Below are 22,087 nucleotides of genomic sequence, written 5' to 3'. Positions count from 1 at the left end.
GGTCCTCCCTGGGGGGAACGTGAGAGGATGTCACGTTAGAACATGACAGGTCGTTATGTTAAGACTTGTTCGTGGAGAACCCCGGCATCCGGCGCCGACCGGTCCAAAGGCGCAGCATCGACAGGGTCGAACGCATCCTCGACGCCTGCGCCCGCCTGCTGGACGAGGTCGGCCTGGACGCCCTCACGATCTCCGACGTCGCCAGGAGCGCCGGCGTGCCCTCCGGCACGATCTACCAGTTCTTCGACGGCAAACCGGGCATGCTGCGCGAGCTGGCGCTGCGCAACCTGGAGGTCCTGCTGGCCCGGCTGCGGGCCAGGGTCGCCGAGGAGCCGCCGCTGACCTGGCCGCGGGCGGCCGAGCTGGTGCTGGCCGAGACGGTGGAGATGCGCAGGAGCGTGCCGGGCTTCACCGTGGTCGACTTCGCCGACACCCGGCCGGGCGGCCCGTCGTTCCTGCCCGCCGGGCGGGTCCGGGAGAGCGGGGACGTGCTGGCCGAGCGGCTCTACCACTTCGCGCTGGAGGAGGCGGGGCTGCCGGCGCTGCCGGATCCGTACCGGGTGATGCGGCTGGCGATCCAGTCCACGGCGGCGGTGCTGTACCTGACGTTCTCCGCCACGCCGCAGGGCGATCCGGCCATGATCGAGCAAGGACGCAGGCTGCTGCGGGCCTACTTCGTGGACGTGGCCTCAGAAACATTCCGGTAACAAGGATTGACCGTTCAAAACCGGACGAACTACCGTCTTCCACATTCTATAGAAAGCAGAATGCAGGAGGCGGTGCATGGACGCGACGGCACGCGCGGCGATCGTCACCGACGTCGCGGGAGCGGTGGAGGTGCGCGAGTACGGCCTGCCGCAGCCCGGTCCGGGAGAGTTCGTCCTGGAGGTCGAGCTGTGCGGCATGTGCGGCACGGACGCCCACATCTACCGTGGCCGGCTGGCCAGCGTGCGCTTCCCCGCGCTGCTCGGGCACGAGATCGTCGGCCGGCTGGCCGCGCTCGGCGACGGCGTCGCGGCCGACCACGCGGGGCGGCCGGTGGCCGTCGGCGACCGGGTCGGCGTGTTCCCGTCGCTGAGCTGCGGCCGGTGCTTCGAGTGCCAGGTGCGGCGCAGGCCGGGAAGCTGCCCGGACCGGCGGCCGTCCTACGGGTTCGCCTCCCCCGCCGACCGGCCGCCGTACCTGACCGGCGGCTTCGCCACCCACCTGTACGCCTCGAACGCGGGAACGGTGTTCTACCGGACCGATCTGCCCGCCGAGGTCGCCGTGCTGCAGGAGCCGCTGTCGGTGGCCCTGCACGGCGTGGAACGTTCCGCGATCCGGATCGGCTCCACCGTCGTGGTCCAGGGGGTGGGCGCGATCGGCCTGATGGCCGTGGTCGCCGCCCGCGCCGCCGGGGCGGCCAGGGTGGTCGCCGTCGGCGCGCCGGGCGCCCGGCTGGAACTGGCCGCGCTGCTCGGCGCGGACACCGTCGTCGATCTCGGCGAGGGCCCGGACGGGCGCCGCCGGGCGGTGTTCGACGCTCTGGGACGCCCGGGCGCCGACGCCGTCATCGGCACCGCCGGCTCGCCCGAGGCGTTCACCGAGGCGCTCGGCCTGGTCGCCGACGGCGGCGTGCTGGCCGAGCTGGGCAACTTCACCGACCGCGGCGCCGTCCCGTTCAATCCCCACAGCGACCTGCTGAAGCGGGACCTCACGATCGCCGGCGTCTACGGCGCCGGCCCCGACATGCAGCGCCGCTACCACCAGGCGCTGACGATCCTGGAACGCGGCGGCAGCCCCTTCGAGCGCGTGGTCAGCCACCGCGTGCCGCTCGGCCGGGTCCGCGAGGCCCTTGAGGCCCTGGGCTCGGGCCACCCGCTGGACGGCCGGGACGTCGTCAAGCTCGCCGTCGCCCCCTCCGCCTGAAATCCCCCATTCCCCTCCGGGAGGACACCAGTGTTGACCAACACCCGGCTCGTCACGGCCGCGGCCGTGCTCGCGCTCAGCGTCGCCGCCTGCGGCTCGCCGTCGCAGGAGGTCGCGGCCGACGGCGGCGGCCTCGGCACGGCGCAGGCCCCGGTGTCGATCCGCGTGATCGCCAACGACGCGTTCGCCAAGCAGTGGCAGGACAAGCTCGTGCCGGAGTTCGCCAAGAAGCATCCCGGCATCAAGGTCACCGTGGACGGCATCCCCTACAACGACCAGCTCCCCAAGACGATGCTGGAGCTGACCGGCACCACCGCCACCTACGACGTGGTGCTCGCCGACGACCCCTGGCTGCCGCAGCTCGCCAAGACCGGCGCCCTGTACGACCTCAAGGGCCCCGAGCTGGCCAAGTGGAACGACCCCGGCTACGACTGGGCCGACTTCAACCCCTCGCCGCTGGCCGCCGGGGAGTGGGAGGGCAAGCAGTACGCCGTGCCGGTGCGCTCCAACCTGCTGCTGATGTTCTACAACAAGTCGCTGTACAAGAAGGCCGGCGTGGCCGAGCCGACCGCCGAGACCACCTGGGAGCAGTACTTCAAGGACGCCCCCAAGCTCGTCCAGGACACCGACGGCGACGGCAAGACCGACTCCTGGGCCGTGGGCACGTACTTCACGAAGGACCCGCTCACCCCCACCGTGTGGCAGACCGTGCTCAACTCCGACGGCGGCAAGATCCTGGACGGCACGAAGGTCGCCTTCGGCGGCCCGGCGGGCGTCAAGGCCCTGCAGACGCAGGTCGACCTGCTCAAGTACGCGCCGCCCGGGGCGAGCACGTACCAGTTCAACGAGCCGCTGGAGGCCTTCCGGCAGGGCAAGACGGCCACCATGTTCATGTGGGGCAGCGTCTACAAGGGCACCGCCGTGGACAAGGAGACCACCACCCTGACCCCCGAGCAGGTGGGCCTCACCACCCTGCCCGCCGGATCGACCTCGCCGGGCGCCCACCGCGGGATCTGGACGGCGGGCGTCTCCAAGAAGTCCACGCACCCGGCCGCCGCCTGGACCTGGCTGCAGTGGGTGACCTCCAAGGAGGGCGAGCAGTTCACCGGCAAGGCGTTCGGCACCTTCCCCGCCCGCAACTCCAGCCTCGACGGCACGCCGCCGGCCGAGTGGGCCGGCCCGGTCTACAAGGCGCTCAAGGACGGCTACGAGGTCGTCTCCAAGGGTGAGATGTGGCGGCCCAGGCTGCCCGAGTCCGACGCCGTGCAGCAGATCCTGGCGCTGCAGACCAGCCGGGCCATGTCCGGGCAGGCCACCGCGCAGCAGGCGATCGACCAGGCCGCCAAGGAGATCGGCGACCTGCTGACGTCCAAGGGCTACAACCAGTGAGGCGTGCCCGACTGGGAGAGCCGGGCACGGCCTGGCTCTTCCTGGCCCCCGCCCTGCTGCTGCTGGCGGGCATGCTGCTCTACCCGATCCTCTACACGGCCTGGGTCAGCGTGTCCGACTTCGACCTGGCCTCCTTCCAGCCGTCCGGCTGGGTCGGCCGGCAGCACTACGAGGCCGTGCTGCGTGATCCGGGCTTCCTGGACTCGCTCCGGGTCACCGGCGTCTACCTGGTGATCGCGCTGCCGTTGCAGATGGTGCTCGGGTTCGCCATCGCGTTCCTGCTCAACGTCGCCTGGCGGGGGCGGGGCGTGCTGCGCGCCCTGTTCCTCATCCCGATGGTGGTGGCCCCGGTGGTCGCCGGCGGCGTGTGGCGGATGCTGCTCGACCCGCTGTGGGGCGTGGTCAACTACGCCCTCGGCCTGGTCGGCGTCGGGCCCGTCGAGTGGATCGGCGACCCGGCGCTGGCCATGGTCAGCCTGATCGTCATCGACACCTGGCGCTGGACGCCGTTCGTGGTGCTCATCGCCTCGGCCGGGATCATGGCGCTGCCCGGCGACGTGTACGAGGCCGCCCGCTCCGACGGCGCCGGCCGCTGGGCGATCCTGCGGCACATCACGCTGCCGCTGCTGGTGCCGGTGATGGCCGCCGCGTTCGTGGTGCGCTGGCTGGGCGCGGTCAAGATGTTCGACATCGCGCTGGCCGCCACCAGGGGCGGGCCGGGCAACTCGACCAACGTCATCAACCTCTACATCTACGAGAAGGGGTTCCGGAGCCTGGAGTTCGGCTCGGCCTCCTCGATGGCGACGATCGTCCTGGTCCTGACGATGCTGATCACCTTTGTCCTGTTCCGCGTGACCCGGCGTCTGGAGAACCGATGGTGAGACGGTACGCGGCCGTCACCGGGGCCGTCCTGGTGACGCTGGCCTTCCTGTTCCCCGTGCTCTACATGGTCTCGATCTCGTTCAAGCTGCCCAGGGACATCTTCACGGTGCCGCCGCGGTGGCTGAGCGAGTTCACCCTCGACAACTACGTCAGCTACTTCCGGCAGGCGCGCATCCTGCCCCGCATGGTCAACACGGTCATCGTGGCGGCCGGCGCCTCGGCCATCTCCATGGTCGCCGGCTCGATGGCCGGGTACGCGCTGTCGCGGCTGCGGATGCGCGGCGCGGGCGTGGTGGGCGGGCTGATCCTGGCCTCGCGCGCGGTGCCGCCGATCGCGCTGGTGGTGCCGCTGTTCCTGGTGGCCAGGAAGCTGGGGCTGACCGACCAGTACATCACCGTGATCCTGGCGTACGTGACCTTCCTGGTGCCGTACGTGGTGTGGCTGATGCGGGCCTTCTTCCGCGGGCTGCCCAAGGAGCTGGAGGAGGCGGCGATGATCGACGGCTGCTCGCGGTTCGGGGCGTTCTTCCGGATCATCGTGCCGACGAGCCTGACCGGCCTGGTCTCGACGTTGATCTTCTGCATCATCCTGGCCTGGGAGGAGCTGCTGTTCGCGCTGATCCTCACCAACGACCGGGCGGTCACCATCCCCGTCGCCATCGCCGGGATCGCGGCCGACACCGAGAAGGGCGGGATGTGGGGGCCGCTGGCCGCGGTCGGCGTGCTGACCGTGCTGCCCGTGGTGGTCTTCGCGCTGCTGGTGCAGAAGTACCTGATCAAGGGTCTCGCGGACGGCGCGACCAAGGGGTGAGGAGCCGATGAGGATCACAGACGTCCGCGCGCGGGTCATCGAGCTGCCCTATCCCCGGCCGTTCGTGCCGTCGTGGGCCCCGGAGGGCGCGCACCGGGCGATGTCGGCGGTCGTCGTCGAGGTCGAGACCGACGAGGGCATCGTCGGGGTGTCCGGCGGCGACATGGGCCACGGCACCGGGCCGATGCTGCTGGAGGCGATCCGCGGCTGGATCCGCCCGCAGCTCGTCGGCCTGGACGCCTTCGACACCACGCACGTCGCCAACCGGCTGCGGTACGTGGCCGAGTACGTCTTCCCCCGGCCGTGGGTGGTCGGCGTCGCCGTGTGGGACGCCGTCGGCAAGGCCTGCGGGCAGCCGCTGTACAAGCTCTGGGGCGGGCACTCGGGAGCTGTCCGCGCGTACGCGAGCTTCGGCGAGCTCCGCGACCCCCGGCAGCGGGCCGAGGACGCCCTGGCCGCCGTCGAGCGCGGTTTCCAGGGCATCAAGCTGCGCGTGCACGCGGCCACCGTGGCCGAGGACGTGCGGCAGGTCGCCGCCGTCCGGGAGGCGGTCGGCCCCGACGTGGCGATCATGGTGGACGCCAACCAGGCGGCCGCCCGCTGGCGCTACGCCCCCGACGGCACCCGCCTGATCTGGGACTTCGAGCGCGCCCTGACCACCGCCAGGGAGCTGGCCGGGCTCGGCGTGGCGTGGCTGGAGGAGCCGCTGCCCCGGCACGACTACCGCGCCCTGCGCGAGCTGACCGCGGCCTCGCCGATCCCGATCGCGGGCTGCGAGCACAACCGGGGCATCGGCCAGCTCGTGCGCATGCTGGAGGATGGTTGCTTCGACATCTTTCAGCCCGACGCGAACGAGAGCGAGGAGATCGGCGCGCTGCGCGACTTCGGCGCCATGGCCGCCGCCCGGCAGCGCAGGGTCATCCCGCACGCCTGGGCCACCGGGCTCGGGGTGGCGGGCAACCTGCAACTTTGCGCCTCGCTGCCGAACTGCGACTGGCTGGAGTACCCCTACGATCCGCCGGTGATCGTCCCGGAGGTGTTCCACGCCATGCTGACCGAACCGCTGCTGCCCGACTCCCGCGGTCTCGTCGCCGTTCCGACGGGGCCCGGAATCGGTGTAGAGCTGGACCACGCGGCGATCGAGCCGCTCACCGTCCAGCGGGTCTGAAGGGCTCCTCAACCATGGCCGAATCGCGTTCCCCCTTCCGCACCAAGGCGGATCTTGCGGCGGAGCACATCAAACATCTGATCATGAGCGGCGAGGCGCCTCCCGGCACCAAGATCACCACCAGGGTGGTGGCCGAGGCCGTCGGCATCAGCGAGACGCCCGTGCGCGAGGCGATCAAACAGCTCTGCTCCGAGGACTGGCTGGTCGAGCGCCCGCACGTCGGCGCCGTGGTCGCCGAGCTCACGGTGGCCAACGTGCGCGAGCTCTACAGCGTCCGGGCCGCGCTCACCGCGCTGGCGCTGGAGCTGGGCGGCGTGCCGCTGGAGGGCGCCCGGCTGGCCGAGGTCGACGCGGTGCTCGCCGAGTGCGAGACCGCCGTCGCCCGCGAGGACGTCGCCGCCTTCGCCCGCCTCAACCGGCGCTTCCACTCCCTGCTGTGCGACACCGAGCACAGCAAGCTCACCCACCGCATGCTGCAGAGCCTGTGGGCCCGCACGGAGACCGCCCAGCGCGGCTTCCGCCTGGTGCCCTGGCGGCTGCCCAAGTCGCATGCCGAGCACATCGCCATCAGGAACGCCCTGGTCGAGGGCGACATCCCGCTGGCGGGCAGGCTGCAGCACGCGCACGAGATGGCCGCCATGAAGGCCCTCATCGAAGGAATCCAGGAGACATATGGCTGACACCCGCAAGGCTCTCGTCGGAGCCGCATGGCAGGAGGCCGACCAGACCTTCACCGTCCGCTCCCCCGCCACCGGCGAGCCGCTGGCGCAGGTCGCCGACTGCGGCCCGGAGCTGGCCACGCAGGCGATCGACGCGGCCGCGGCGGCGCTGCCCGGCTGGCGGGCCATGCCCGCCCACGAGCGCGCCGACCTCATGCGCGCCGCCGCCCGCGAGCTGACCGCCCGGGCCGACCGGATCGCCGCGATCATGACGGCCGAGCAGGGCAAGCCGCTCGCCGAGGCGACCGGCGAGGTGCTCTCCGGCGCCGACCACCTGCTGTGGGCCGCCGAGGAGACCCGCCGCCTGTACGGCGAGACCGTGCCCGGCGCGCACGAGGGCAACCGCATCTGGCTGCTGCCCGAGCCGGTCGGCGTGGTCGCGGGCATCACGCCGTGGAACTTCCCGGTCTCGATGATCACCCGCAAGCTCGGCCCGGCGCTGGCCGCCGGGTGCACGGTCGTGCTCAAACCGGCCGAGCAGACCCCGCTGTCGGCGATCGCGGTGGCCGAGGCGTTCGTCGCGGCCGGGCTGCCGCCGGGCGTGTTCAACCTGGTCACCACGTCCCGGCCGGCCGGGTTCGGCCAGGCGGTGATGAGCGACCCGCGGGTGCGCAAGGTGTCCTTCACCGGCTCCACCGAGGTCGGCCGCGAGCTGATCAGGCAGAGCGCCCACGACGTCAAGCGGCTCAGCGTCGAGCTGGGCGGGCACGCGCCCGTGCTGGTCTTCCCGGACGCCGACCCGGTCGCCGCGGCCCGCGCGGTGGCCCGCAGCAAGTTCCTCAACGCCGGGCAGGCCTGCACCTCGCCCAACCGGATCTTCGTCCACTCCTCGCTGGCCGCCGCCTTCACCGGCGAGCTGGTGCGCCAGGCGCGGGCGGCCGTGCTGGGCCCGCTCATCGACGAGGCGGCCGTGGCCAAGGTGAGCAGGCACGTCGAGGACGCCGTCGCGAAGGGCGCGGCCGTGCTGACCGGCGGGAGCCGTCCGGAGGGGGCCGGGACGTACTACCCGGCGACCGTGCTGGGCGGGGTGAGCGAGGACATGCTGGTCTGCCGGGAGGAGACGTTCGGGCCGGTCGCGCCGGTGCTGGAGTTCGACGACTGCGACAAGGTCGTCGAACGCGCCAACGCCACCCCGTACGGGCTGACCGCCTACGTGTGGACCAACGACCTGACCAGGACCCTGCGCGTGGCCGAGGAGCTGCAGTTCGGCATGGTCACCGTGAACGGCGGCCCGCTGGCGCCGCCGCAGGCGCCGTTCGGCGGGATCAAGAGCAGCGGCTACGGCCGCGAGGGCGGCCACCACGGGGTGGCCGACTACCTGGAGTACAAGTACCTCAGCGTGGGGCTGGGACGATGACGGAGAGCACGATGAAGACGAGCCCGCGCGCGGTCGCCGAGCGCGAGATCACCCGCCGGGTCGACCTGTGCCTGCCCGACGGCCGGCTCAACCCGGCCGCGGTCGGCTGGAGCCGCACCCCGCTGCACCGCGCCAACATCCGCGGCTGGGGCCGCACCATGCGCTGGGACTACTGGTGCGTCACCAGCCCCGGCCACGTGTTCGCCTTCAGCGCCAGCAGCCTCGACTACCTGGCCGGCGAGTCGGCGTTCTTCCTCGACCGGCGCACCGGCGAGCAGGTCTCCAGCCGGGGCCTGCTCGTCCCGGCCAGGGGCGTGTCCTTCTCCGAGCGCGGCGGCGAGGGCAGCGTGCGCATCGGCGCCGGCCCGGTCCGCATCAGCGTCGACGAGACCGCCGGCGGCACCCGGCTGCGGCTGAAGTCGGCCGAGATCGCCGCCGACGTGCTGGTGCGCCGGGTGCCGGGCCGCGAGAGCCTGTCGGTCGTGGTGCCCTGGGGCCCGCGCCGCTTCCAGTACACGGTCAAGGACGTCGGCCGGCCCGCCGAGGGCACCGTGCGCGTGGGCGGCCTGACCTACGAGTTCGACCCCGCCGACGCCCTGGCCACGCTCGACCTCGGGCGCGGGCGCTGGCCCGGCGACATCCGCTGGAACTGGGGCGCGGCCGCCGGGCGCCCCGGCGGCCGCGACGTCGCCCTGCAGCTCGGCGGCAAGTGGACCGACGGCACCGGCAGCGTGGAGAACGGCCTGATCCTCGACGGCCGCCTGCACAAGATCAGCGAGGAGCTGGTCTGGCGGTACGACACCACCGACTGGCGCGCTCCCTGGCGCATCGAGGGCGAGCGCGTGGACCTGGAGTTCGTCCCCGAGCACGTGCGCGAGGCCGACGTGCGGCGCGCGTTCTACATGCGCAGCCAGGAGGCCCAGGCGTTCGGCCACTACCGCGGCACGGTCGTCGCCGACGACGGCGAGAGCGTGACGGTCGACGGCCTGTACGGCTGGGCCGAAGAGGTCTACCGGCGCTGGTAGCGGCGGTGGCGCCGTCAGGCGTCGCGGTCGCGGCGGACGACCTCGCCGTGCACGACCCCGTCGCGCCCGGCCTCGTCCCGCCGGGGCTCGTCGTGGACGACCTCGCCGTGCACGACCTTGCCGCCCTGCGGGGCCCGGTCCGCTCCGGAGCCGGGCGGGAACAGGTTCGCGTACGGCGAGGCCGCCGCCATCCGCTTGACCCGCCGGTCGAAGAACCCCGAGGCCAGCCGCCGCATCAGCGGCCGGGTGAAGGGCAGCACGAAGACGAAGCCGACGAGGTCGGTGAAGAAGCCCGGGATCATCAGCAGCGCGCCGCCGGCCAGCAGCAGGCCGCCGTCGGCCAGCTCGCGGTCGGGCACCCGGCCCTCCGACAGGGCCGCCTGCAGACGCCGCCACACCCGGCGGCCCTCGCGGCGCACCAGCCAGGCGCCCAGCAGGCTGCCCGCGACGAGCAGGCCGACGGTCGGCCATCCGCCGATCATCGATCCGACCTGGATCAGCAGCCAGACCTCCAGCACCGGGACGCCCAGCAGGGCCAGCAACAGCAGCAGCCGCATCGTTTCCTCGATTCCGCGCACACGTACATCAGGAACAACGTCCGGCGGGCCGCGCGCGTTCCTGGACGCGGATCCTCAGCGCCCGCCAGCCGCCCCTCAGCCGCCCGTCAGCCGGCCGGTCAGCCGCGGGTGCGGCGCAGGCGGCGCGGCAGGCCGGTGACGCCCCACATGCCGATGCGCCACAACGCCTCGGACATGACCTTGCCGTTCATCTTGCTCTTGCCGACGGTGCGCTCGACGAACGTGATCGGCACCTCCACCACCCGCAGGCCGTGCCTGGCCGTGCGGAGCGTGAGGTCGACCTGGAAGCAGTAGCCCTGCGACTCGACCCCGGCCAGGCCCACCTTCTCCAGCGTGGCGGCCCGGTAGGCGCGGAACCCGGCGGTGGCGTCGCGCACCGGCAGGCCGAGCATCACCCGGGTGTAGATGTTGGCGCCCTTGGACAGCAGCTCGCGCCGGTGGGGCCAGTTGACCACCTTGCCGCCGGGCACGTAGCGGGAGCCGATCGCCAGGTCGGCGCCGTCGGCCAGCGCCTGCAGCAGCTTGGGCAGCTCCTCGGGCTGGTGGGAGCCGTCGGCGTCCATCTCGACCAGCACGTCGTAGCCCTCGCCCAGGCCCCAGCGGAACCCGGCGATGTAGGCCGCGCCGAGCCCCTGCTTGCCCGGCCGGTGCAGCACGTGGACGTGCTCGTCGGCCTCGGCCAGGGCGTCGGCGACCTCACCGGTGCCGTCGGGGCTGTTGTCGTCGGCCACCAGCACGTGGGCGTCGGGCAGGGCGGCGCGCACCCGCTCGACGATCGCGGGCAGGTTGTCGCGCTCGTTGTAGGTCGGGACGACGACCAGCACCCGGCCGACAGTCTCCATCATGAGCCGTTCCCCATTCGGTCGCCTCGCCTGCCGCGCCGTGCGGCGACTCCGACAGCCACCGCTCCCATCAACATCAATGCCCATTCAGGAAGCTCGCCCACCTGTGTGGCGATCGTTTCCTGGGTGCGCACGGGCACCTTGACCACGTTCATGTCAGGGACAAGTTCACGGGTCTGCCAGGAGACTTTACCGTCAGGCGTGACATATGCGGAGATCCCGGTCGTGGCGGCCGTGACGACGGCCCTGTTGTGCTCGACGGCCCGCAGCTTGGACATCGCGAGCTGCTGCGGCGGCAGGTTGGACAGCGCGTAGCTGGCGTTGTTGGTCTGCACCACCAGCGGGGTGCCGCCGGCGCGCACGGTGCCGCGCACGGTGTCGTCGTAGGCCACCTCGTAGCAGTTGACCGCGCCGACCGTGACCGGGCCGAGCTTCAGGTCGCCCGGCTTGGTGCCCGCGACCGACTGCCGGCCGACCAGGTTGGCCCGCTCCCACAGGGCCAGCACGATCTCCTTGAACGGCGTGTACTCCCCGAAGGGCACCAGGTGCTGCTTGTCGTAGTGGGCGCCGGGACCGCTCACCGGGTCCCACACCAGGCTGCGCGTGGCGCGGTGCTCGTCGCCGATGGCCACGACGGCGCCGACCAGGGTGGGGACGCCGACGTACTTGACCGACTCGTCGATGACCTGGCGGGCGAAGGCGCTGGTGTAGGGGTCGATGTCGGTGGAGTTCTCGGGCAGGACGACGATGTCGGGCCTGGGCAGGGCCCCGGCGCGCACGGCGTCGGCCAGCCGCTTGGTCTCCTCGGCATGGTTGCGCAGGACGACGGCCGGCTCGTCGCCGAGCGGGTGCATGCCGCGCCCCGGGACGTTGCCCTGCACGATGCCGACGTTGATCGAGCGGCCCTCGTCGCCCGGCCGCGGCAGCGCGAGCGTGAGCAGCGGCACGGCCAGCGCCAGTGCCACCGGGACGGCCCTGCGCACGGCCGTGTTCACGGCCGGGTTAACGGCCTTGTCCACGGCCTTGTCCACGGCCTTGTCCACGCCGGCGGCGGGCCGCACCAGGACGGCGTGGGCCAGCAGGGCGCCGCACAGCGTGACGGCGAAGGACACCAGCGGCGCGCCGCCCAGCGCGGCGTAGGAGGTGAACAGCGACTCGCCCTGGCTGAAGGCCACCCGCGCCCACGGGAAGCCGCCGACGGGCACCAGGCCGCGGGCCCACTCCATCATCACCCACAGCGCGCCGAACCACAGCGGCCACAGCCGCAGCCGGAACACCAGGGCCGCCAGCGCGGCCATGACGGCGTAGAACACGCTCTCGGTGGCCACCAGCATGACCCAGACGTCGTCGCCGATCGTGCGCACCCAGGCCAGGGCCGGGAACAGGAACACGGCGCCGCCCAGATACCCCAGCCACGCGGCGCGCCGCGGACGGGCCCGGTAGAGGGCGGCCACGATCAGCCCGATGCCGACCGGCGCGCACAGCCACCAGTCGAGCGGCGGGAAGGCGGTGTAGAGCAGCAGCCCGCCGGCCACCATGGCCACGACCCGCGCGACCAGGACCCGCCGGCCCTCGCCCGTGGCGCGGACCCCGTCGCCCTCACCCGAAGAGGAGGCGGCGGTGTCGGAGGCGTCCGCCTCGGGAGCCGGTTCGCGCCCGGGGACGGGCGGAACGCTCGTCTTGTCCTGAACCACGCCGGGTCTCCTCGCAAAATCGCACGCCTGCTTGCGAAAACGCTACCGCCCCCGGGCCGCGCTCAGACCGGCGGCGCACACGGAGATCGAAAACGGCCGCTCACAGGCGGCCGGCTGGGTGATCCCGTTTCGGGACGGGATCACCCGGCGCGATCCGCGATCCTGCGCACGAGAGCGGGAAGAGGGCCCGGAAACCCTTCGGACCGGACCCGTCTCGTCGGCGGCGAGCGCGGAATTCCGTTGTCTACTGGGCTCCCGGACCCGTCCCGGGTCCAACCCCCCAACCGGTTGGGGTGCCCCGACTCGACGGACCGACGGCCCTGCACCTGGCTGTGTGGACGAAGTCACACTCCGTCACGGACGCAGGATCCGGCGATGTCAGAGACGGCCAACCGGCCAAGTCCCGTGCTGGACTGCGCAGCAAACTACCGACTCCACCTCAGATGTCAACCGTGTCCCGATCAGCGGGAACATCAAGTTTCCGCAGGTGGGACATGTTCGGCCTGCCGTCGTAAAGCGGGTCAAACCCCATTTGCCGACGTCGGGGACCTGCCCGGCAGGCCCGACAGCGCCTGCGACAACGGCCCTTCGTGGACGACGCCCAGCCGTTGCGTGGCACGCGTCAGAGCAACATACAGGTCGCTCGGCCCGCGTGGCGACTGGGCGGCGATGAGGTCCGGCTCGGCCACGATCACCGAGTCGAACTCCAGGCCCTTGGCGTCGGCCACGCCCATCACCGCGAGGGGCGCGTCCAGGGCGGCGGCCCCGGCGGCCCGTCCGGCGCCGGGCGTGACCACCGCGGCGCCCTCCACGGCCGCGACCAGCCGCGCGCCGAGCGTGTCCAGCAGCGCGTCGGGCACCACCACGGCGACCTTGCCGCCCTCCCGGACCTCGGACCCGGCCAGCTCGGGCAGCGCGGCCAGCGGCGCCGACCAGGGCCGCGCGCCGAGCTCGCGCACGGACGTCGGCGCCTCCAGGGCCGGGTCGATGGTGGCCAGCACCCGCGCGGCCACCTCCATGAGCTCCACGGGCGTGCGGTAGTTGACCGTCAGGCGCTCCTGACGCCAGCGCCCGGCCACGTACGGGTCCAGCACCTGCGCCCACGAGCGCGCCCCCGCCGCCGAGCCGGTCTGGGCGATGTCGCCGACGATCGTCATCGACCGGGTCGGGCAGCGCCGCATGACCGCCCGCCAGGCCATCGGCGACAGCTCCTGCGCCTCGTCCACGATCACGTGCCCGTAGGCCCAGGTGCGGTCGGCGGCGGCGCGTTCGGCCGTGGTGAGGTAGGGGCCGTCGCCGCGCTGGCGATCGGCCAGCCGCTCGGCCTCCATGACGTCGGACAGCCCGGTCAGCTCCAGCACCTCGCGCGCGTAGGCCAGCTCGGCCTCGCGCTGGTGCTCCTCGGCCTGGCGGGCCGCGGCCAGCTCCTCCTCGGCCTGCATCGCCGAGGCGCGCAGCACGTGCTCGTCGATGTCGCCCAGCAGTTCGGCGGCCTCGTCCAGCAGCGGCACGTCGGCGTCGGTCCACTCGGCCGAGTCGCGGCGCAGCAGCGCCCTCTCCGCGGGGCTCAGGACGCCCCCCGCCGCGTCGAGCCGCTCGGGCGACCCGTACAGGCCCAGGAGCAGCCGCTGGGGCGTCAGGTACGGCCACAGCCGGTTCAGCGCCGCCTTGACCACCGGCTCGGTCCGCAGTTCCTCGCGCAGGTCGGCCAGCTCGTCGTCGTCGATGAGCCCCTTGCCGATCTTGCGGGCCTGCTGCCGGGCCAGCGCGTTCAGCAGCGACCTGACGAACACCGCGCGCGCCTGGTTGTGCGGGCGGCGCGAGCGCACGGCCTTGTTCTTGGCCGCGTCCAGCATGGCGCGGTCGACGGTGAGCGTCAGCCGCCCCAACGGCAGCTCGACGGGCTTGCGCGGCACCTTCTGCCGCTCGCGCACCGCGCGCTCGATCACCTGGGCCATCCGCGCGTCGCCCTTGACCGCGGCCACCTCCGGGCGGTCGCGCCGGGTCGCGGTCACGCCCGGGTACAGCTCGCCCACGGTGGACAGCAGCACGTCGGTCTCGCCGAGCGAGGGCAGGACCTGCTCGATGTAGCGCAGGAAGGTGAGGTTGGGGCCGAGGATGAGCACGCCGCGGCGCTCCAGGCGCTCCCTGTGGGTGTAGAGCAGGTAGGCGGCCCGGTGCAGGGCCACCACGGTCTTGCCCGTGCCGGGACCGCCCTGCACGACCAGGACGCCGTTGAGGTCGCTGCGGATGACGCGGTCCTGCTCGGCCTGGATGGTGGCGACGATGTCGCGCATGCGGCCGGTGCGGCGCTCGTCGAGGGCGGCCAGCAGCGCGGCCTCGCCGTTGAGGGTGGCGCGGTCGTCGTCGGTGAGCGCGTCGAGGTCGAGCAGGTCGTCGTCGACGCCGACGACGCTGCGCTCCCTGGTCTGCAGGTGGCGGCGCCTGGTCACGCCCATGGGCGCGGCGGGGGTGGCGCGGTAGAACGGCTGCGCGACGGGCGCGCGCCAGTCGATGAGCAGGCGGCGTTGCTCGTCGTCGGTGAGGCCGAGCTTGCCGATGTAGAGCCGGCCCTCCTCGACGTGGTCGAGCCGGCCGAAAACCAGGCCGCGCTCCACCGCCCACAGCCGGGCCAGCCGCCCGGCGTACATGTCGGCGAAGGAGTCGCGCTCGGATCTGTTCTGCATCGTGCCGACGGCGCCCGTGGCCAGCACCTCCTTGAGCCGGCGCTGGGTGCGCTCGCGCAGCTCGTCGAGGCGGTCGTACAGACCGGTGACGTAGGACTGCTCCTTGGCGAGCTCCGTTTGACGAGTTGCCGCCTGACCATTATTGTGGTTAATGGGACACTCCGGGCCATTCTGCTTGTTGTTGCGACAAACGATGACATTAGCACGCCTGTCGAGGCACTCCCATCTTCCCTTCCCCCTTCCGGGTCACGGCTTGGTTTCGCCCTCTTGACCAGCATGGGAGAACTCCCTATGTTCACGAGTTAGGAAAGTTTCCTAACTTCGTCGAAGGGGTCCTCCTGATGAGCGGTCCGGTTCCGGGAACGCCCAGTCTGCTGCGTGCGATCAACGACCGCGCGGCCCTGCGGGCGCTCCTCGAGCGCGGGTCGCTGACCCGTCCGGAGCTGGGCGCCCTGACGGGCCTGTCCAAGCCCACCGCCTCCCAGCTCCTGTCGCGCCTTCAGGACGCCGGGCTGGTGGTCCTGGACGGCATCAGAGAGGGCCTGCCGGGCCGTACCGCCGAGGTCTACCGGATCAACCCGGCGGCGGCCTACGTGGGCGCCCTCGACGTCACCCCCGACCGCATCGAGGCCCGCGTCGCCGACATCACCGGCACGGTCGTGGGCTCGTACACGCTGCCGACGGCGCGGCGGCCGGGCGGCGAGCTGGTCGACCGGCTGGGCGCGGCGCTGGCCGGCGCGAACCCGCCGGACAAGCTGCGCCGGGTCGTCATCGGCGTGCAGGCGGCGATCGACCCGGCCACCGGCCGGCTCGGCTACGCCGCCGCCAAGGACGTGCCCGGCTGGCAGATCGACGACCTCGTGCCCACCCTCAGCGCGGGTCTCGGCACGGCCGTGGACGTGGAGAACAACGTCAACCTCGTCGCGCTGGCCGAGCAGGCGCACGGCGCGGCGCGCGGGCACTCCGACTTCGTGCTGCTGTGGGCCGACGAGGGCATCGGCTCGGCCATCGTGCTCGGCGGGCGCATGCACAGGGGCGCGACCGGCGGCGCGGGCGAGGTGGGTTACATGCCGACCCCGGGCGCGCCGACGGCCCGCGAGGCCGGCCGCTACGCCAACCACGGCTACCAGGCGCTCACCGGCGGCCCGGCCGTGCTGCGGCTGCTGCGCTCCTACGGCGTGCACGGCACCGACTTCCGCCAGGCCATCGCCAAGGCGGTACGCGTGTCGGAGGGCTCGGGGCAGAAGGCCGACGACGCCAAGGCGGGGCTGCGCGACATCGCCGCCCGGCTGGCGGTGGGCCTGGCGGCCATCACCTCCGTCATCGACCCCGGCCTGATCGTGCTGACCGGCGGCGTCGTGCTGTCGGGCGGCGAGCCGCTGCGCGAGCTGGTCGAGCACGAGCTGCACGCGCTCACCATCCCCCGCCCCGTCGTGCGGCTGTCGCACGTGGAGGGCAACCCGGTGCTGGCGGGCGCGCTCGACCTGGCTCTGGACACCGTGCGCGACGAGGTCTTCAGCTCGACCGTCCCTTCGTGAGCCATTTTTTCCCTTTCATGATCCCCCAGCGGTAGGAGGCACCCCCCGTGCGCTTCGTCCCCCTGGCGGCTGTCGCGATCCTCGCGCTCGCCGCCTGCACCGCCGGCAGGGAGGCCGGGCCCTCGCTCGGCTCCCAGCCAAGGCCCTCGGGCTCGGCCTCCGCGGCCCTCCCGGCGGCCACGATCCAGCTCTGGCACGGATTCTCCACCGACGCCGAGGTCAAGGCGTTCGAGGAGGCCATCGCCGGGTTCCACGCCAAGTTCCCGCAGATCACCGTCAAGGCCACCAAGGGCGTCCAGGACGACCAGATCACGCAGGCCATCCGGGGCGGCAACGCGCCGGACGTGGCGGCCTCGTTCACGACGGACAACGTCGCCCAATGGTGCAGGTCGGGATCGTTCCAGGACCTCACCCCGGTCATCAAGCAGGACGGCATCGACCTGTCGGTGCTGCCCGAGGTGGCACGTTCCTACACCGGCTTCGGCGGCCGGCAGTGCACGCTGCCGCTGCTGGCCGACGCCTACGGCCTCTACTACAACAAGGCCCTGATGAAGGGCAACCAGCCGCCCAGGACGCTGACCGAGCTGGCCGAGCTGACCAAGAAGCTGACCGTGCGGGACGCGAACGGCGACATCAAGGTGGCCGGGTTCGTCCCCAGCACGCAGTACTACGAGAACAGCCCCAGCCACCTGGCCCCCATGGTCGGCGCCACCTGGTACAACTCCGACGGCACCTCGGCCATCGGCACCGACCCGGCGTGGAAGGCCCTGCTGCGCTGGCAGAAGGACCTCATCGACTGGTACGGCTACGACAAGCTGGAGAAGTTCCGCAAGAGCCTGGGCGACGAGTGGAGCGCCGACCACCCGTTCTACAAGGGCAAGATCGCGATGGTCCTGGACGGCGAGTGGCGCAACGCCATGATCGCCAACGACGCCAAGAAGCTCGACTACGCCACCGCTCCCCTGCCGGTCGCCGACGACAAGCCCGACCTGTACGGCAGCGGCTTCACCGCCGGCACCGTCATCGGCGTCCCCAAGGGCGCCAAGAACCCGCAGCAGGCCTGGGAGCTGGTCAAGTACCTGACCACCGACACCAGCTCGCTGGTGACGCTCTCCAACGCCCTGCGCAACGTCCCCACGACCAAGGCGGCGATGGAATCGCCCGACCTGGCCAAGGACGCGAACTTCGCCACCTTCCTCGACGTCTTCTCCCACCCCAAGACCTCGACGCTGCCGCCGAGCGTCAACAGCGTGTTCAACCAGGAGGCGCTGGCGACCTTCGTCGTCAAGTGGGAGAAGGGCGCGGTCACCGACCTCGACGCCGGGCTCAAGGGCGTGGACAAGCAGATCGACGACAAGCTGAAGCTGTCCGGGGGCTGATCGGCGATGGCCTCCTCCCCCCACGCCGCGCCGCCCAGGCGGCGCGGCGAGGGCCTGCGCGCCCTGCTGTGGCTGTCGCCGTGGATCGTCGGCGTGTCGGTCTTCTTCGTCTATCCGCTGCTGTCCACGGTGTACTTCTCCTTCTACCGCTACGACATGACCAGCACGCCGGAGTTCATCGGGCTGGACAACTACGCCTACCTGCTGCACGACCCGCGGGTGGCGATGTCGGCCAAGAACACGCTGTGGCTGGTGGCGATCATGGTGCCGGCCACGGTGCTGTTCTCCCTGGCCCTGGCGCAGCTCGTGGTCCGCCTCAAGGCCGGCGTCGGCGTGCTGCGGACGATCTTCTATCTGCCGTCGCTGGTCCCGCTGGCGGCCGGGACGATCACCTTCGTCTTCCTGATGAACCCGGCCACCGGGCCGTGGAACAAGTTCCTGGCCCTGTTCGGCATCCACGGGCCCGACTGGTTCGGCGACCCGGCCTGGTCCAAGCCGAGCCTGACGCTGCTGTCGCTGTGGAGCTGCGGCCAGCTCGCCGTGATCTTCATGGCGGCGCTGCTGGACGTCCCCCGCCACCTGTACGAGGCCGCCGCCATCGACGGCGCCGGGGCCTGGCGGCAGTTCCGCAGCGTGACGCTGCCGACGATCGCGCCGGTGCTGATGTTCGCCCTGGTCACCAACGTCATCTACGCCCTGCAGTACTTCACCCAGGCGATGATCGCCTCCCGGGTGGCCTCGGGCTCGACCGACTCCCCCGGCTCCACCTTCACCCCCGGCTACCCGGACGAGTCGCTGCTGACACTGCCTCAGTGGCTCTTCCAGTCGGGTTTCCGCGACTGGACGATGGGCTACGCGTGCGTGCTGGCGCTGCTGCTGTTCGCCACGTCGATGATCTTCACGTTGATCCTGCTGCGGCAGTTCCGCCGGGCCGAGGAGGCGATATGAGCGCGACCATGACCGCCCCGGCCCCGCCCGCGGCGCCCGCGCGGCGGCAGGGGGTCAGGGCGCGGCGGCGGCGCACGCTGATGTGGATCGCCACGCACGCGACGGCGATCGTGCTGGCCCTGATGTTCCTGGCGCCGGTGGTGTTCCTGACGCTGACCGCGCTGATGACCGACGAGCAGGCGCTGACCGGCGACCTGTGGCCGCGCACGTGGAACTTCGACAACTTCGTGGTGGTGTTCGAGAAGTCGAAGCTGCTGCGCTGGGGGATCAACACGCTGCTGTACGCCGGCCTCGGCACGGTCTTCACGCTGGCCTCCTCGATCCCGGTGGCCTACGCGCTGGCCCGCTTCCGCTTCCGGGGACGCCGGGCGGCGTTCCTGCTGGTGATCACCGCCATGATGCTGCCGCCGCAGGTCATCGCGGTGCCGATCTACCTGGTGTGGGCCCGGCTGGGGCTGACCGACAGCCTGTGGCCGCTGATCCTGCCGATGCTGTTCGGCGACGCGTTCTCGATCTTCCTGCTCCGCCAGTTCCTGATCACGATTCCGCGCGAGTACATCGACGCGGCGAAGGTGGACGGCTGCTCGGACTTCAGGACGCTGGTGCGGGTGATCCTGCCGATGGCCCGTCCGGCGGTCGCCGCCGTCGCCCTGTTCCAGTTCTTCTACTGCTGGAACGACTACTACGGGCCGCTGCTGTACGCCGGCGTCGAGCAGGAGGGCTGGACGCTCTCGCTGGGCCTGGCCACGTTCAAGGCGTTCCACAGCGTCCAGTGGAACCTCACCATGGCCGCCACCCTGCTGGTGACCGCCCCGGTGATCATCGTGTTCTTCCTCGCCCAGAAAGTCTTCATCGAGGGCGTGACCTTGACAGGAGTGAAGGGTTGAAACTCGCCGTGGTCGGGGGCGGCTCGACGTACACGCCGGAGCTGATCGACGGGTTCGCGCGGCTGCGCGACGAGCTGCCCGTGACAGAGATCGCCCTCATAGATCCGGATCCGTCCCGTCTTGAGCTGGTGTCGGGGATGTCGCGGCGCATGCTGGCGCACGCCGGGCATCCGGCGCGCGTGCTGGCCACCTCCTCGGTGGCCGAGGGGGTCGCGGGGGCCGAGGTCGTGCTGTTCCAGCTCCGGGTGGGCGGGCAGGCGGCCAGGAACGTCGACGAGACGCTGCCGCTGGAGTGCGGCTGCGTGGGCCAGGAGACGACCGGCGCGGGCGGCCTGGCCAAGGCGCTGCGCACGGTCCCCGTCGTGCTGGAGCTGGCCGAGATCGTACGCCGGGAGGCCCCGGACGCCTGGATCATCGACTTCACCAACCCGGTCGGCATCGTCACCAGGGCGCTGCTCGACGCCGGCCACCGGGCCATCGGGCTGTGCAACGTCGCGATCGGCTTCCAGCGCCGCTTCGCCGCGGGTCTGGGCGTCGACCCCGGCCGGATCTCGCTGGGTCACGTCGGGCTGAACCACCTGAGCTGGGAGCGTTCGGTCCACCTCGACGGCCGGGACGTGCTGCCCGAGATCATCGACCGGGCCGGTGAGGAGATCGCCGAGGCCCTCGGGCTGCGGGTGGAGCTGATCCGGCGGCTCGGCGTCATCCCGTCGTACTACCTGCGCTACTTCTACGCCCACGACGCGGTGGTGCGCGAGCAGCGCGCCAAGCCGTCGCGGGCGGCCGAGGTGGCCGAGATGGAGACCCGGCTGCTGGAGCTGTACGGCGACCCGTCGGTGGTGACCAAGCCGGAGCTGCTGGACCGGCGGGGCGGCGCGTTCTACTCCGAGTCGGCGGTGGCGCTGATCGCCTCGCTGCTCGGAGACCGGGGCGACGCCCAGGTCGTCAACGTGCGCAACCAGGGCACCCTGCCCTTCCTGGACGACGACGCCGTCATCGAGGTGCCCGCGGCCATCACCGCCGCCGGCGCCGCGCCGCTGCCGGTGCCGCCCGTCGAGCCGCTGTACGCGGGGCTGATCGCGCACGTGTCGGCGTACGAGGCCCTGGCCCTGGAGGCCGCCCGCCGGGGCGGCGCGGACCGCGTGCGCGACGCCCTGCTGGCGCACCCGCTGATCGGCCAGGACGACGTCGCCGAGGAGCTGACCGGCCTGCTGCTGGCGGCCAACCGCGAGCACCTGCCCTGGACGGTGGGCTAGTGGCGGGCCCCCGGCTGCTCCTGGCCGTCGACGGCGGCAACAGCAAGACGGACGTCGCGGTGGTCGCGGACGACGGCGAGGTGGTCGCGACCGGCCGGGCGGGCCCCTTCGAGCCGCAGAGCGCCGGCGTGGCTACGGCCGTGGACGTGGTGGCCGAGGCGGCGGCCCGCACCGGCCTGCCGGCCCAGGCGTTCGGCCACGTGTCGGCCTGCCTGGCCGGGGCCGACTTCCCGGTGGAGGAGGAGGCGCTGGCCGCCGAGTTCGCCGCCCGCGGGTTCGGCGACGTGGTCGTGCGCAACGACACCTTCGCCCTGCTGCGGGCCGGTACGTCGGCCCCGTGGGGGGTCGCGGTGGTGTGCGGCGCGGGCATCAACGCGGTCGGCGTCTCCCCCGGCGGGCAGGTCGCCCGCTTCCCCTCGCTCGGCCGGATCAGCGGCGACTGGGGCGGCGGCCAGGGCGTGGCCGAGGAGGCGCTGTGGCACGCCGTGCGCGCCGAGGACGGCCGCGGCGCGCCGACGGCCCTGGCGGAGCTGGTCACGGCCCACTTCGGCACGGCCACCGTCGAGGAGCTGGTGCTCGACCTGCACTTCGGGCGCGTGGACGAAGGGCGGCTGCACGAGCTGGCCCCCGGCGTGCTGGCCGTCGCGGCGGCCGGGGACGCGGTCGCCCGGTCGCTGGTCCAGCGGCAGGCCGAGGAGGTGACCGTGATGGCCGAGGTCTGCCTGCGGCGGCTCGGCCTGCTGGGGACGCCGGTCGAGGTGGTGCTCGGCGGCGGCATGCTGACGGCCCGTGACCCGCTGCTGACGCCGCTGCTGGAGGCGGCGTTCGCGGCCAGGGCGCCGCAGGCCGAGCTCGTGGTGGCCGACCTGCCGCCGGTGGCGGGGGCGGCGCTGCTGGGGCTGGAGCACCTGGGTGCTCCGGAGGCCGCGCTGGCCCGGCTGCGCTCGCACTTCGCGCTCCCGGTCACCCGCTGACGGGCCCGTCCCGCTCATCGGGTACGCCCCCGGGCGCCGGTCCTG

At 72.3% G+C, this 22,087-nt stretch carries 19 protein-coding genes; 15 read left to right on the top strand and 4 right to left on the bottom strand.

All coding sequences use genetic code 11. The annotated features are described in order from the left end of the window. The first annotated feature begins 71 nt into the window (after window positions 1-71). The 9 genes from ACIBST_RS22215 to ACIBST_RS22175 all read left to right on the top strand — a co-directional run bounded on the left by ACIBST_RS22215 (window position 72) and on the right by ACIBST_RS22175 (window position 9,259). A complete protein-coding gene (locus ACIBST_RS22215; protein ID WP_352324949.1) occupies window positions 72-707 on the top strand; it encodes a TetR/AcrR family transcriptional regulator in 636 nt (211 codons plus the stop codon). A gap of 76 nt (window positions 708-783) precedes the next feature. Then, window positions 784-1,908 (top strand): zinc-binding dehydrogenase, encoded by a 1,125-nt coding sequence (locus ACIBST_RS22210; RefSeq protein WP_397174109.1) that lies wholly within the window; start codon window positions 784-786, stop codon window positions 1,906-1,908. 30 nt (window positions 1,909-1,938) lie between these two features. Then, complete coding sequence (locus ACIBST_RS22205; RefSeq protein WP_397174107.1) at window positions 1,939-3,297, top strand: ABC transporter substrate-binding protein; 1,359 nt, start codon at window positions 1,939-1,941, stop codon at window positions 3,295-3,297. Next, window positions 3,294-4,178: a carbohydrate ABC transporter permease gene (locus ACIBST_RS22200; RefSeq protein ID WP_397174105.1), complete on the top strand. Its 885-nt coding sequence runs from the start codon at window positions 3,294-3,296 to the stop codon at window positions 4,176-4,178. The genes ACIBST_RS22205 and ACIBST_RS22200 overlap by 4 nt, the downstream gene beginning before the upstream one ends. Then, window positions 4,172-4,990 (top strand): carbohydrate ABC transporter permease, encoded by an 819-nt coding sequence (locus ACIBST_RS22195; RefSeq protein WP_397174103.1) that lies wholly within the window; start codon window positions 4,172-4,174, stop codon window positions 4,988-4,990. The genes ACIBST_RS22200 and ACIBST_RS22195 overlap by 7 nt, the downstream gene beginning before the upstream one ends. Window positions 4,991-4,997: 7 nt before the next feature. Next, window positions 4,998-6,158, top strand: coding sequence for a mandelate racemase/muconate lactonizing enzyme family protein (locus ACIBST_RS22190; RefSeq protein ID WP_397174101.1), 1,161 nt, complete (start codon window positions 4,998-5,000; stop codon window positions 6,156-6,158). A gap of 14 nt (window positions 6,159-6,172) precedes the next feature. After that, window positions 6,173-6,838, top strand: a complete 666-nt coding sequence (locus tag ACIBST_RS22185) for a GntR family transcriptional regulator (RefSeq protein WP_397174099.1) — start codon at window positions 6,173-6,175, stop codon at window positions 6,836-6,838. Then, window positions 6,831-8,234, top strand: coding sequence for an NAD-dependent succinate-semialdehyde dehydrogenase (locus ACIBST_RS22180; protein ID WP_397174097.1), 1,404 nt, complete (start codon window positions 6,831-6,833; stop codon window positions 8,232-8,234). The genes ACIBST_RS22185 and ACIBST_RS22180 overlap by 8 nt, the downstream gene beginning before the upstream one ends. 11 nt (window positions 8,235-8,245) lie before the next feature. Next, on the top strand, window positions 8,246-9,259 hold the full coding sequence (locus tag ACIBST_RS22175) for a DUF2804 domain-containing protein (protein ID WP_397174095.1): 1,014 nt from the start codon (window positions 8,246-8,248) through the stop codon (window positions 9,257-9,259). A gap of 14 nt (window positions 9,260-9,273) precedes the next feature. On the opposite strand, the gene ACIBST_RS22170 is transcribed toward ACIBST_RS22175, so the two are convergent. From ACIBST_RS22170 to ACIBST_RS22155, 4 genes are all read right to left on the bottom strand, one after another. Continuing rightward, on the bottom strand, window positions 9,274-9,816 hold the full coding sequence (locus ACIBST_RS22170) for an FxsA family protein (RefSeq protein ID WP_397174093.1): 543 nt from the start codon (window positions 9,814-9,816) through the stop codon (window positions 9,274-9,276). 119 nt (window positions 9,817-9,935) lie between these two features. Continuing rightward, complete coding sequence (locus tag ACIBST_RS22165) at window positions 9,936-10,682, bottom strand: polyprenol monophosphomannose synthase (RefSeq protein WP_397174092.1); 747 nt, start codon at window positions 10,680-10,682, stop codon at window positions 9,936-9,938. Next, window positions 10,679-12,373 (bottom strand): apolipoprotein N-acyltransferase, encoded by a 1,695-nt coding sequence (lnt, locus tag ACIBST_RS22160; protein ID WP_397174090.1) that lies wholly within the window; start codon window positions 12,371-12,373, stop codon window positions 10,679-10,681. The genes ACIBST_RS22165 and lnt overlap by 4 nt, the downstream gene beginning before the upstream one ends. A gap of 521 nt (window positions 12,374-12,894) precedes the next feature. Beyond that, window positions 12,895-15,060: a HelD family protein gene (locus ACIBST_RS22155; protein ID WP_397174088.1), complete on the bottom strand. Its 2,166-nt coding sequence runs from the start codon at window positions 15,058-15,060 to the stop codon at window positions 12,895-12,897. A 341-nt stretch (window positions 15,061-15,401) separates the two neighbouring features. Between ACIBST_RS22155 and ACIBST_RS22150 the strand changes: the two genes are divergently transcribed. From ACIBST_RS22150 to ACIBST_RS22125, 6 genes are read left to right on the top strand one after another with little or no spacing between them, the layout of a single operon-like run. Beyond that, window positions 15,402-16,598 (top strand): ROK family protein, encoded by a 1,197-nt coding sequence (locus ACIBST_RS22150; RefSeq protein ID WP_397174087.1) that lies wholly within the window; start codon window positions 15,402-15,404, stop codon window positions 16,596-16,598. Window positions 16,599-16,645: 47 nt separating this feature from the next. After that, a complete protein-coding gene (locus tag ACIBST_RS22145; RefSeq protein WP_397174086.1) occupies window positions 16,646-17,977 on the top strand; it encodes an ABC transporter substrate-binding protein in 1,332 nt (443 codons plus the stop codon). 6 nt (window positions 17,978-17,983) lie between these two features. Further along, a complete protein-coding gene (locus ACIBST_RS22140; RefSeq protein ID WP_397174085.1) occupies window positions 17,984-18,925 on the top strand; it encodes a carbohydrate ABC transporter permease in 942 nt (313 codons plus the stop codon). Further along, window positions 18,922-19,812: a carbohydrate ABC transporter permease gene (locus ACIBST_RS22135; RefSeq protein WP_352350803.1), complete on the top strand. Its 891-nt coding sequence runs from the start codon at window positions 18,922-18,924 to the stop codon at window positions 19,810-19,812. Before ACIBST_RS22140 ends, ACIBST_RS22135 begins: the two co-directional genes overlap by 4 nt. Continuing rightward, window positions 19,809-21,068: a 6-phospho-beta-glucosidase gene (locus tag ACIBST_RS22130; protein ID WP_397174083.1), complete on the top strand. Its 1,260-nt coding sequence runs from the start codon at window positions 19,809-19,811 to the stop codon at window positions 21,066-21,068. The genes ACIBST_RS22135 and ACIBST_RS22130 overlap by 4 nt, the downstream gene beginning before the upstream one ends. Continuing rightward, the gene (locus tag ACIBST_RS22125; protein ID WP_397174082.1) at window positions 21,068-22,042 is read left to right on the top strand and encodes an N-acetylglucosamine kinase; all 975 of its coding nucleotides are present in this window, start codon (window positions 21,068-21,070) and stop codon (window positions 22,040-22,042) included. Before ACIBST_RS22130 ends, ACIBST_RS22125 begins: the two co-directional genes overlap by 1 nt. The last annotated feature ends 45 nt before the right edge of the window (window positions 22,043-22,087 follow it).

It is taken from the genome of Nonomuraea sp. NPDC049684 (assembly GCF_044465345.1).
Classification (GTDB): domain Bacteria; phylum Actinomycetota; class Actinomycetes; order Streptosporangiales; family Streptosporangiaceae; genus Nonomuraea.
This window is presented reverse-complemented; position numbering and strand designations above follow the sequence as displayed.